Origin of the sequence: Pseudomonas meliae, assembly GCF_001400515.1 — a bacterium.
Lineage (GTDB): Bacteria > Pseudomonadota > Gammaproteobacteria > Pseudomonadales > Pseudomonadaceae > Aquipseudomonas > Aquipseudomonas amygdali.
In genome coordinates, this window is record NZ_LJQT01000387.1 from 1 (window position 1) to 11,214 (window position 11,214).

An 11,214-nucleotide genomic window follows, 5' to 3' on the forward strand; every position below is an offset into this window, starting at 1 on the left:
AAAATTTCTGACAGTCTCCTCGCCAGCAAAAAACCTGACTCAGAGAGAAATTGAAGTCCTCAAGTGGTCCGCCGAAGGCAAGACAGCTGGCGATATCGCAATGATTCTCTGCCTGAAGGAGCGCACCATCCACTTTCACATTGCCAGCGCCATTCAGAAAATGGGCGTTTGCAACAAGACGGCTGCTGCCGTACAGGCCGCACTGAGCGGGATGTTCTGATAAAGCACGCAGCCGAACCGCAATCAAACAGGTATGAAAACGAAAAAATACGTAAAATCGTCTGCCTCGGCGAGCCCACCTGTCTTCGGGCTCACTGACATACTTTCGATTGCACAGAGTTCTCCCGCCAATGCCCCTGCTCATCAGTCCTTTCGCTGAACTTGATCTCATTCGCCAACCCGAGCAACAGGATGAGCCGTTGCAGGCATTCGATGCTGCTGACGAGTACCTGCTCAATCATGTTGCAGAAACCGGACTGAGCCTGCAAAGCCGGGTGCTGGTGCTCAATGACAGTTTCGGCGCACTGGCGGCGAGTCTGGCGTCTCATGCCACGGTGGTCAGCAGCACCGACTCTTTCCTGGCTGCAAAAGGTCTGGAAAAGAACCTGGCACGCAATGGCATGAGCTATGACGCGGTACCACACATCCCGGCCAGCGAGCCCTTGAACGGGCCATTCGACTGGGTGCTGATCCGGGTGCCGAAGACCCTGGCGCTGCTGGAAGAACAACTGATACGCCTGCAGGGTCAACTGGCACCGGGGGCTCGCGTGGTCGCGGCAGCCATGGTCAAGCATTTGCCACGTTCGGCTGGCGACCTGCTGGAGGAATACGTAGGGCCGGTGCAGGCCTCACTGGCGGTGAAAAAAGCCCGGCTGCTGTTCGCCACGCCGCAGCCCATGGAAGTGCGGACTTCGCCCTACCCGACCCGTTACCGTCTGGACGAGCCGGCCATCGAACTGCTCAACCACGCCAATGTATTTTGCCGCGACGGGCTGGACATCGGTACCCGGGCATTCCTGCCTTATCTGCCGAAAAACCTCGGCACCGCAAGGGTCGCCGACCTGGGATGCGGCAACGGCGTGCTGGCTATTGCCAGCGCGCTGGACAACCCGCAGGCGCACTACACGCTGGTCGACGAGTCGTTCATGGCCGTGCAATCGGCCACCGAGAACTGGCGCGCAACGCTGGGCGAACGTGCGGTGGCAGTTCGGGCAGCCGACGGGCTGGACACTCAGGAGCCCGACTCGCTGGATGTGGTGCTGTGCAACCCGCCCTTCCATCAGCAACAGGTGGTGGGAGATTTTCTTGCCTGGCGCATGTTCCTCCAGGCGCGTGCCGCACTGGTTAACGGCGGCGCGCTGTATATCGTCGGCAACCGTCACCTGGGTTATCACACCAAGCTGTCGCGCCTGTTCCGCGGTGTCGAGCAAGTGGCGGCCACGCCGAAATTCGTGATCCTGAAAGCACGCAAGTAATCCACGGCGCAAAAAAAGACCCTCTTGCCAGCGGGTGGCAAGAGGGTCGCAAAACGTGTCCGCAGACACGAACGGGAATTAGCAATCAGTGTGTCGTCAGGCCCGCTGCGCTCATGAACATGCGCATCAGGCTGGCTACGATAAACAGCGCAAATACGCTGCCCGCCCAGATCCCGACCAGCCAGGCCAGGCGTTGCCAGAGCGGTTTGCTCAGTGCCGGATCAGGATCGTGCATGGAATTTTTACCAGACATCGTCAATCTCCTCGGTTCGAACTAGTGATAACCGTCTGCAGCCGTCACCTTGCCGCGGAACACGTAGTAGCTCCAGAAGGTGTAGCCCAGGATGAACGGAATGATGAACAGTGTGCCCACCAGCATGAAGCCCTGGCTCTGCGGCGGCGCGGCGGCTGCCCAGATCGATACCGAAGGCGGAATGATGTTTGGCCACAGGCTGATGCCCAGCCCGCTGTAACCCAGAAATATCAGCAACAGGGTCAGCAGGAACGGCGTGTAGTAAGCATTGCGGGCGACAGCCTTGAACAAACCGTACATGGTCACCAGCACCAGAACCGGCACGGGCATGAACCACAGTAGATTGGGCATGCTGAACCAGCGATGGGCAATGTCCGCGTGAGCCAGCGGCGTCCACAGGCTGACCATCGCCATGACCGCCAGCACAGCCAGTGCCAAAGGGCGGGCCAGATCATGCATCGCCTTCTGCAGCGAACCTTCGGTTTTCATGATCAGACAGGTACAGCCAAGCAGCGCATAGGCGACAATCAGGGCCAGGCCGCAGAACATCGGAAACGGCGCGAGCCAGTCCAGTGAACCGCCAGCGAACTGACGATTGACCACCGGAATTCCTTCGATGTAGGCGCCCAGCGCCACGCCCTGAAAGAAGGTTGCAGCCAGCGAACCGCCAATGAACGCCTTGTCCCAGAGGTGGCGTTTCTGTTCGGTCGCCTTGAAGCGAAACTCGAACGCCACGCCGCGAAAGATCAGGCCCATGAGCATGAACATCAGCGGCAGGTACAGCGCAGACAAGACCACCGAGTAGGCCAGCGGGAATGCACCGAACAGTGCCGCACCGCCCAGTACCAGCCAGGTCTCGTTGCCGTCCCAGACCGGCGCGACGGTATTCATCATCACGTCACGGTCGGAACTGTCTTTCATGAACGGGAAGAGAATCCCGATGCCCAGATCGAAGCCGTCCATCACCACGTACATCATGATGCCGAAGACGATGATGATGGCCCAGATCAGCGGAAGATCGATACCCATGGCTTAAATCCCCTTGCCGAGACGGTCAGGATGGTCGCCATCTTCTTCGCCTTCAACAGCAGCGGAGAGCGGACGGGCCGGAGTGCGTTGTTGGCCGGGACCACCGTGAGGCACATGTTCGACATAGGCTTTTGGCCCCTTGCGAACCAGGCGCATCATGTAGCCAAGACCTGCACCGAACAGCACGAAATACACGACCACGAACAGCACCAGAGTGATGCTCATCTGCGCCACGCTGTGGCCGGACGATGCATCGGCGGTGCGCATCAGGCCATACACGACCCACGGCTGACGACCGATTTCGGTAGTAAACCAGCCGGCGAGAATCGCGATAAGGCCAGACGGCCCCATCCACAGCGCCAGGTACAGGAACGGACGCGAGTTATACAGCGTGCCGCGCTTGCGCAGCCACAGGCTCCACAGGCCGGTGAAGATCATCAGCATGCCGAGGGCGACCATGACCCGGAACGACCAGAATACGATTGTCGAATTAGGGCGATCCTCAGGCTTGAACTCCTTGAGCGCCGGCACCTGCTTGTCGAGGCTGTGGGTCAGGATCAGGCTGCCCAGGTACGGAATTTCCACCGCGTACTTGGTACGCTCTTCCTTCATGTCGGGAATGCCGAACAGGATCAGCGGGGTCGGTTCGTCACCGACGTTTTCCCAGTGGCCTTCAATGGCGGCGATCTTCGCCGGCTGATGCTTGAGCGTATTCAGACCGTGGAAGTCACCGACCACTGCCTGAATAGGTGCAACCAGCAAGGCCATCCACATGGCCATCGAAAGCATTTTGCGTACGGCGGGTGTATCGCGACCGCGCAACAGGTGCCAGGCAGCCGAGGAGCCGACGAAGAACGCAGTTGCGACGAATGCGGCAATCGCCATGTGCGTCAGGCGGTACGGGAACGAGGGGTTGAACACCACTGCGAACCAGTCGGTCGGAATGACACGGCCGTCGATGATCTCGAAACCTTGCGGCGTCTGCATCCAGCTGTTGGACGACAGAATCCAGAACGTGGAGATCAGCGTGCCAATGGCAACCATCACCGTGGAAAAGAAGTGGAGCTTACGGCCGACGCGGTTCCAGCCGAACAGCATGACGCCGAGGAAACCCGCTTCAAGGAAGAAGGCGGTCAGTACCTCGTAGGTCAGCAGCGGGCCGGTAACGGCACCTGCGAAATCGGAGAAGCGGCTCCAGTTGGTGCCGAATTGATAGGCCATGACCAGCCCGGAGACCACGCCCATGCCGAAGTTGACGGCAAAGATCTTCGACCAGAAGTGGTACAGGTCACGGTAGACGTCATCGCGGGTCTTCAGCCACAGACCTTCGAGCACAGCGAGGTAACTTGCCAGACCAATAGTGATGGCAGGAAACAGGATGTGAAACGAAATGGTGAATGCGAACTGAATTCGGGCGAGATCTATAGCCTCTAAACCGAACATAATATGTTCCTCTCTCAGATGAAACCTGTTGCCGGCTGTGAGCCAACAACGATTGCTCCCACGGTAATGAGTGCTTATGTTTCTTTATTCTGGCGTTTCCAATGGCGAAAACGCTGGCCGAAGCACTGATCACTGCCTGAACGCAATGATGCAGATCAATCGACCATGAAAGAGTAGTCCTGTTCAGCCGCTAAAGTCGTGTGGTCTATTGTCGCGTGGCGAGTTGTCTCACCGGTAGAGCACTTGCAGACGCCCACCGTACCTCACGCTCTAGCGTGAGAATGCCGTTCGTGGCGCTCCGCGTCACACCTGCGCCGCACCACCTACGCAAGAGGACGCAGAGCGTCCAGAACCGCATGCCAACGCAGAGCGTTGGCACGATAAGCAGTTGGATTTGCGCGCACGATTACAACAGCTTGTCCAGCGTGATCGGAAACTCGCGGATCCGCTTGCCGGTGGCGTGGTAGATCGCGTTGGCAATCGCTGCCGGTACGCCCACGATGCCGATCTCGCCGACGCCTTTGGAACCCAGCGCGTTGACGATCTCGTCGTGTTCTTCGACAAAAAGCACGTCAATGTCGCCGATATCAGCGTTAACCGGAATATGGTACTCGGCCAGGCTGTGGTTCATCGGGCGACCCAAGGTGTGATCAAGCATCGCCTCTTCCTGAAGCGCCATGCCCATCCCCCAAACAACACCGCCCAGAATCTGGCTACGCGCCATCTTCGGGTTAACCACCCGGCCCGCTGCCACGGCACTGACCACGCGATTGACCTTGATCGTACCCAGGTCCTCGTCGACCAGCACTTCGACGAATACCGCCGAGTGCGTCGCCGCTGCGTAGGCTTCACGCTTCTTGTCCGGCTCGGCATCAACTTGCACTTCAATCGCACCACTGGCTTGAGAGGCAGCCAGCTCTGCCATCGACAGCGCCTGCTCGCCCACATACAGCTTGCCCGCTTCGAAACGCACCTCATCCGGCGTGGCAGATGCGAACTGCGGATGAAGCCCTTTGGCAACTTCCAGCACCTGACGCTGCTGGGCCTGACACGCCTGCTGCACCGCTGTACCCACTGAAGACACAGTAAACGAGCCGCCCTGCAAAGGCGCGGTCGGCAACGAAGAGTCACCCAGTAGAAAGGTGACATTCTGCACATCGATGCCCGAGGCTTCAGCAGCGATCTGCGTCATCACAGTGTACGTACCCGTACCGATGTCAGTCGTGGCACTGCTGACTACTAAACTGCCATCAGCCTCAAGACGCGCCTTGGCGCTGGCTTTCATTTGCATGGCTTCCCAGACACCGCCCGCCATGCCCCAGCCGACCAGTTGGCGACCTTGACGCATGCTGCGCGGCTCGGGGTTGCGACTTTCCCAACCAAAACGCTCGGCGCCCTGGCGATAGCACTCGCGCAGCTCTTTGCTGGAGTAAGGTTTGTCTTCATTACCGTTGCGTTCGGCGTAATTGGTCAGGCGCAGGCGCACAGGGTCGATGGCCAGCGCACAGGCCAGCTCGTCCATGGCGCACTCCAGACCGATCATGCCCAATGCAGCGCCCGGCGCACGCATATCCAACGGCGTAAACACGTCCAGCGGCACCAGCTTGTAGGTCAGTTGCACGTTATCGCAGTGATAGAGCATGCCGCTCCACTCAACAACATGCTCGCTGAAGTCCTCGAATCGCGAAGTCTGGCCGATGGCTTCATGCCCAATGGCCAGCAGACGACCGTTGGCAGCCGCCCCCAGACGCAAGCGCTGCACGGTGCGCGGGCGATAGCCGAAGGTGAACATCTGTTGTCGGGTCAGGGTCAGGCGCACCGAGCGCTTCAGATGCAACGCCGCCACCACCGCCAATGGCAGCTGATATTGCGGGCGCAGGCCTGAACCGAAGGCACCGCCGACGAAGGCTGCCAGCACGCGGATCTTGTCCTTTTCCAGACCGAAGACCTTATGCAGGTAGTCCTGACAGTTCTGCGTGCCCTGGGTCTTGTCGTGAATCTGCAGGCTGCCGTCAGCCTGATACAGGACGGTGGAAGCATGCGGTTCCATCGGGTTGTGGTATTCGCTGGGCGTGCTGTAGGTCACGTCAACGCTGAGCGCAGAACTGGCCAGCTCACCCTCGAAGTTGCCACGCGGCGGCGGCAGTTCGGCAGGCGCGTCATGGGCAGTGTCGAGCATGACCTGCAAATCGGTCTCGTGAGCCTGCTGTTCATATTCGATACGCACCAGCGAACCGGCGTGCCGTGCCAGCTCCAGCGTATCGGCAACGACCAGCGCAAGCGGCTGGCCGCTGTACATAACGTTGTCGTTGTAAAAAGGCCGAAACGGCGAACCGTCGGCCGAGTCAGCGTCTTCGTAGTTTTCGTCGTAGCTGGCCACTGAAGGACGATTGGTATGGTCGATGACGGCGACGACACCCGCGACTTTCAACGCCTCGCTGGTATCGATGCTGACGACGCGACCGTTGGCGATGGTGCTGGAGACCACGCTGGCATACAGCAGCCCTTCTTCAGGGTACTCACCGGCGTAGCGCGCGCCGCCTGTCACTTTCAGTCGGCCGTCGACGCGGTCTACCGGCTTGCCCATTGGCGAAAATGGCTGGTTCATTGGGCGCTTCCTCCTGTTGCGGCATCGCTCAAGGCGCGAATGATCGCGCGGCGGGCCAGCCTGACTTTGAAACCGTTGTGCTCCAGAGGCTTGGCATCTTCAAGCATGGCGTCTGCCACAGCGGCGAAGTGCTCGCGAGTGACCGGTTTACCGATCAACAATGCCTCGACTGCTTTGTCGCGCCACGGCTTGTGCGCGACGCCACCCAGCGCCAGACGCACGTCGCGTACCACGTCACCGTCCAGATCAATGGCAGCAGCGACCGATATCAGGGCAAACGCATAGGATGCGCGATCACGAATCTTCAGATAAGCGTTGTGACTGGCAAAGCCCTGTGCAGGCAGCTCGACCGCGATGATCAACTCATCATCGGCCAATTGGTTGTCGCGTTGCGGCGCATCACCCGGCAGGCGGTGGAAATCCGCGAACTCAATGGTGCGGCGACCGGCACGTCCTTCGACATGCACCACAGCCTCCAGCGCAGCAAGGGCCACGCACATGTCGGATGGATGCGTGGCGACACATTCGTCACTGGCACCGAGGATTGCGTGAATACGGTTCAGACCTTCACGCGCCGGGCAGCCGCTGCCCGGTTCACGCTTGTTGCACGGCACACCGGTGTCATAGAAGTAATAGCAACGGGTCCGTTGCAACAGGTTGCCGCCAGTGCTGGCCATATTGCGCAACTGTGGCGAGGCACCGGCCAGGACGGCTTTGCTCAGCAACGGGTACCGCGCCTCGATCAACGGGTGATATGCCAGGTCGGCATTACTCACCAGGGCGCCGATCATCAGTCCGCCAGAAGCCGTTTCGCTGACCTCCCTTAATGGCAGGCCGGTGATATCGATCAAGTGTTCAGGCGTTGCGACGTTTTCTTTCATCAGGTCGAGCAGGTTGGTGCCGCCCGCAATGAAGCGCGTGGCCGGGCCGCTCAGGTTGACCGCTGCTGTGATGTCGGTCGGCTTGCTGTAGATAAACGGATTCATGCGTTCACCTCCGGCTTCGGCGCTGCATTGTGAAACTGTGGCAACGCCTCTTCGACCGCCGCAAGAATATTGCTGTACGCACCGCAGCGGCACAGGTTACCGCTCATCAGTTCCTGGATCTCGGCACGCGTGCTGGCGCGCCCCTCGTTGGCCAGCCCGACAGCCGAGCAGATCTGCCCGGGCGTGCAGTAGCCGCACTGGAACGCATCGTTCTTGATGAACGCCTGCTGCATTGGATGCAACTGATCGCCGTCGGCAAGACCTTCAATGGTGGTCAGTTCGGTGCCGTCGCACATGATCGCCAACGTCAGGCAGGCATTGATGCGCGTACCGTCACGCAGTACGGTACATGCACCACACTGGCCGTGGTCGCAGCCTTTCTTGGTGCCGACCAGGTCGAGCTGATCACGCAGCAGATCCAGCAGGGTGGTCCAGGGCAGCACGTCCAGCTGGCGCTGCTGCCCGTTCAGGGTAAGAGAAATCGCGTGGGTCGCGAAATCCTTCGGGTTCGGGGTCGTTGCACTCATGGAAACCTCACGGTAGGCGTTCGCTTAGCGCATTTTTATGCGTCTTAAGGGGTCGGACTTCGTGAGGTTTGCAACGTTCAGGCTTTCTTGATGAGCGCACTCGTCATCGAAAGGCCCTTATCCACAGGCAGCCATCCTGACCCGCTGCTGGTATGATGCGCGGCTTTTTCCGACCCGCAGAAATCAAACGGGCTGCCTCGCAGTCTGTGCTTTGCTGTTGGAGTCGATCATTCACGACGCGCGCCGCGTCACGGAGAGCCAGACATGCTGGAAAGGCTGTTTCAACTCAAGGCACACAACACCAACGTGCGGACCGAGATTCTCGCGGGCGTCACGACTTTCCTGGCGATGGCCTACATCCTGTTCGTCAACCCGAGCATCCTCGGCGAAACCGGCATGGACAAGGGCGCGGTATTCGTCGCCACCTGCCTGGCAGCCGCCATCGGCTCGACGGTGATGGGGCTGATCGCCAACTACCCGATCGCCCTCGCACCGGGCATGGGCCTGAACGCCTTCTTTACCTACACCGTGGTCCTGCACATGGGTCACAGCTGGCAGGTCGCGCTGGGTGCAGTGTTCATCTCGGCGGTGATGTTCTTCATTCTGTCGATCTTTCGCATCCGTGAATGGATCATCAACAGCATCCCTCTGCCCCTGCGTTCGGCCATTGCCGCTGGTATCGGCCTGTTTCTGGCACTGATCGCCCTGCATAACGCCGGAATCGTGGTCAGCAACCCGGCCACCATCATCGGCATGGGCGACCTCAAGCAGCCTGCTCCGGTGCTGGCTACCCTGGGCTTCTTTCTGATCGTGGCGCTGGACCACCTCAAAGTGCGCGGCGCGGTGCTGATCGGCATCCTCGCGGTCACCCTGGTGTCCATCGTGCTGGGCTTCACGCCGTTTGGCGGTGTGGTGTCGATGCCGCCTTCGCTGGCACCGACCTTCATGCAGCTGGACATCATGGGCGCGCTGGACGTTGGTCTGGTGAGCATCATCTTCGCCTTCCTGTTCGTCGATATCTTCGATAACTCCGGCACCCTGATCGGCGTGGCCAAACGCGCCGGGCTGATGGGCAAGGACGGGCACATGCCGAAAATGGGCCGTGCGCTGATCGCCGACAGTACTGCCGCGATGGCCGGTTCCCTGCTGGGCACCTCGACCACCACCAGCTACATCGAGTCGGCTGCGGGCGTCAGCGCGGGTGGCCGCACCGGTCTTACCGCCGTAGTGGTCGCCGTGCTGTTCCTGCTGGCGCTGTTCTTCGCCCCGCTGGCCGGCAGCGTGCCCGCCTTTGCCACCGCACCGGCGCTGCTGTTCGTCGCCGTGCTGATGGCGTCCGGCATGGCTGAAATCGACTGGGACGACATCACCGTCGCAGCGCCGGTGGTGATTACCGCTCTGGCGATGCCGTTCACCTACTCCATTGCCAACGGCATTGCCTTTGGTTTCATTTCCTGGACAGCGATCAAGCTGTTGTCAGGACGCTGGCGCGAGCTGAATTCCGCACTGGTGATCCTGTCGATCCTGTTCGTGATCAAGCTGGGCTGGTTCAACGCATGAGTGTTCCTTTCGACCCTGCGAGCTACGACCGTCAGCTCGAAGAAAAAACCGTTCGCCTGCGCGAGTTGCTGGCGCCGTTCGATGCACCTGAGCCGCAGGTGTTTGATTCACCGCGCGAGCATTACCGGCTGCGCGCCGAATTTCGCCTGTGGCGCGAAGACCAAAAGCGTTATTACGCAATGTTCGCGCCGGGCGACAATCGAACGCCGATCCTGCTCGAAGGCCTGCCGATCGCCAGCGAGCGCATCAACGCGCTGATGCCGGTGCTGCGCGAGCGCTGGGAAGCCAGCCCGACGTTGAATCACAAGCTGTTTCAGGTGGACTTCCTGACCACGCTGGCGGGTGATGCGATGATCACCATGTGCTATCACCGCCCGCTGGACGCTGAATGGCAAGCCGCTGCCGAGCAATTGGCGGCTGAGCTGAACGTGAGCCTGATCGGTCGTTCCAAGGGCCAGAAGCTGATCATCGGCCAGGACTACGTGACCGAGAAGCTCGACGTGGCTGGCCGCACCTTCAGCTACCGCCAACCGGAAGGCGCGTTCACCCAGCCCAACGGCACGGTGAACGGCAAGATGCTCAACTGGGCCTTTGATGCGCTGGGCGAGCGGCAAGACGACCTGCTGGAGTTGTACTGCGGCAATGGCAACTTCACCCTGCCGCTGGCCACCCGCGTGCGCAAGGTGCTGGCGACCGAAATCAGCAAGACCTCGGTCAACGCGGCGCTGAGCAACCTGGATGACAACGGCGTGGACAACGTCACGCTGGTGCGCCTGTCAGCCGAAGAACTGACCGAAGCCCTTAATGAAGTGCGCCCGTTCCGTCGTCTGCACGGCGTGGACTTGAAGAGCTACGATTTCGGCAGCGTGTTCGTCGACCCGCCCCGCGCCGGCATGGACCCGGACACCTGCGAACTGACCCGGCGCTTCGAACGCATTCTGTACATTTCCTGCAACCCGGAAACCCTGGCCGCCAACATCGCCCAGTTGCACGACACCCACCGGGTCGAGCGCTGCGCCCTGTTCGACCAGTTTCCGTACACCCACCACATGGAATCGGGTGTGCTGCTGGTTCGCCGTTGAAGCTCAACGGACGCCACTATCGTGCGACGCTCCGCATCGCATGCCGTTCTGGACGCTCCGCGTCCTATCCTGAACATGCGGCGCGACGCAGATCTGCGACGCGGAGCGTCACCCAAGGCATTCCCAAGCTGGAACGTGAGGAACGATTATCTCGACTATCGTGCGGCGCTCTGCGTCGCATGCCCTTCTGGACGCTCCGCGTCCTATCCTGAACAGGCGGCGCGGCGTAGATCTGTGACGCAGAGCGTCAC

10 protein-coding genes are annotated in these 11,214 nt (G+C 60.3%); 4 read left to right on the forward strand and 6 right to left on the reverse strand.

All coding sequences use genetic code 11. From position 1 onward, the window contains the following. The first annotated feature begins 7 nt into the window (after positions 1-7). Both ALO64_RS24565 and ALO64_RS18070 read left to right on the forward strand, forming a co-directional pair. Positions 8-220: a helix-turn-helix domain-containing protein gene (locus tag ALO64_RS24565; RefSeq protein ID WP_094195099.1), complete on the forward strand. Its 213-nt coding sequence runs from the start codon at positions 8-10 to the stop codon at positions 218-220. Positions 221-350: 130 nt separating this feature from the next. After that, on the forward strand, positions 351-1,475 hold the full coding sequence (locus tag ALO64_RS18070; RefSeq protein ID WP_002555238.1) for a methyltransferase: 1,125 nt from the start codon (positions 351-353) through the stop codon (positions 1,473-1,475). A gap of 85 nt (positions 1,476-1,560) precedes the next feature. Here ALO64_RS18070 and ALO64_RS24570 read toward each other — a convergent pair whose 3' ends face one another. The 6 genes from ALO64_RS24570 to ALO64_RS18095 all read right to left on the reverse strand — a co-directional run bounded on the left by ALO64_RS24570 (position 1,561) and on the right by ALO64_RS18095 (position 8,321). Continuing rightward, entirely contained in the window at positions 1,561-1,728 is a 168-nt protein-coding gene (locus tag ALO64_RS24570; RefSeq protein WP_002555239.1) for a DUF2474 domain-containing protein, read from the reverse strand. Between the two features lie 21 nt (positions 1,729-1,749). Then, positions 1,750-2,757 carry a cytochrome d ubiquinol oxidase subunit II gene (cydB, locus tag ALO64_RS18075; RefSeq protein WP_044344426.1) on the reverse strand — a complete coding sequence of 336 codons (1,008 nt, stop codon included), beginning with the start codon at positions 2,755-2,757 and terminating at the stop codon, positions 1,750-1,752. A 3-nt stretch (positions 2,758-2,760) separates the two neighbouring features. Beyond that, positions 2,761-4,200 (reverse strand): cytochrome ubiquinol oxidase subunit I, encoded by a 1,440-nt coding sequence (locus ALO64_RS18080; RefSeq protein WP_004655531.1) that lies wholly within the window; start codon positions 4,198-4,200, stop codon positions 2,761-2,763. A 406-nt stretch (positions 4,201-4,606) separates the two neighbouring features. Continuing rightward, a complete protein-coding gene (locus tag ALO64_RS18085) occupies positions 4,607-6,808 on the reverse strand; it encodes a xanthine dehydrogenase family protein molybdopterin-binding subunit (protein ID WP_044344427.1) in 2,202 nt (733 codons plus the stop codon). Next, entirely contained in the window at positions 6,805-7,794 is a 990-nt protein-coding gene (locus ALO64_RS18090) for an FAD binding domain-containing protein (RefSeq protein ID WP_044344428.1), read from the reverse strand. The genes ALO64_RS18085 and ALO64_RS18090 overlap by 4 nt, the downstream gene beginning before the upstream one ends. Continuing rightward, a complete protein-coding gene (locus ALO64_RS18095; protein WP_005733657.1) occupies positions 7,791-8,321 on the reverse strand; it encodes a (2Fe-2S)-binding protein in 531 nt (176 codons plus the stop codon). The genes ALO64_RS18090 and ALO64_RS18095 overlap by 4 nt, the downstream gene beginning before the upstream one ends. A gap of 264 nt (positions 8,322-8,585) precedes the next feature. Here ALO64_RS18095 and ALO64_RS18100 point away from each other — a divergent pair, with 264 nt between their 5' ends. Together ALO64_RS18100 and trmA are read left to right on the forward strand one after the other, a co-directional pair. Next, a complete protein-coding gene (locus ALO64_RS18100) occupies positions 8,586-9,881 on the forward strand; it encodes an NCS2 family permease (protein ID WP_004666255.1) in 1,296 nt (431 codons plus the stop codon). Beyond that, positions 9,878-10,963: a tRNA (uridine(54)-C5)-methyltransferase TrmA gene (trmA, locus tag ALO64_RS18105; RefSeq protein ID WP_004666256.1), complete on the forward strand. Its 1,086-nt coding sequence runs from the start codon at positions 9,878-9,880 to the stop codon at positions 10,961-10,963. Before ALO64_RS18100 ends, trmA begins: the two co-directional genes overlap by 4 nt. Positions 10,964-11,214 lie beyond the last annotated feature (251 nt).

Bases quoted from the DNA above. Each gene is read 5' to 3' on its own strand.
- ALO64_RS18100 (WP_004666255.1), top strand. From the start codon at position 8,586: ATGCTGGAAAGGCTGTTTCAACTCAAGGCACACAACACCAACGTGCGG.
- ALO64_RS18090 (WP_044344428.1), bottom strand. From the start codon at position 7,794: ATGAATCCGTTTATCTACAGCAAGCCGACCGACATCACAGCAGCGGTC.
- cydB (WP_044344426.1), bottom strand. From the start codon at position 2,757: ATGGGTATCGATCTTCCGCTGATCTGGGCCATCATCATCGTCTTCGGC.
- ALO64_RS18095 (WP_005733657.1), bottom strand. From the start codon at position 8,321: ATGAGTGCAACGACCCCGAACCCGAAGGATTTCGCGACCCACGCGATT.
- ALO64_RS18070 (WP_002555238.1), top strand. From the start codon at position 351: ATGCCCCTGCTCATCAGTCCTTTCGCTGAACTTGATCTCATTCGCCAA.
- trmA (WP_004666256.1), top strand. From the start codon at position 9,878: ATGAGTGTTCCTTTCGACCCTGCGAGCTACGACCGTCAGCTCGAAGAA.
- ALO64_RS18085 (WP_044344427.1), bottom strand. From the start codon at position 6,808: ATGAACCAGCCATTTTCGCCAATGGGCAAGCCGGTAGACCGCGTCGAC.
- ALO64_RS18080 (WP_004655531.1), bottom strand. From the start codon at position 4,200: ATGTTCGGTTTAGAGGCTATAGATCTCGCCCGAATTCAGTTCGCATTC.
- ALO64_RS24570 (WP_002555239.1), bottom strand. From the start codon at position 1,728: ATGTCTGGTAAAAATTCCATGCACGATCCTGATCCGGCACTGAGCAAA.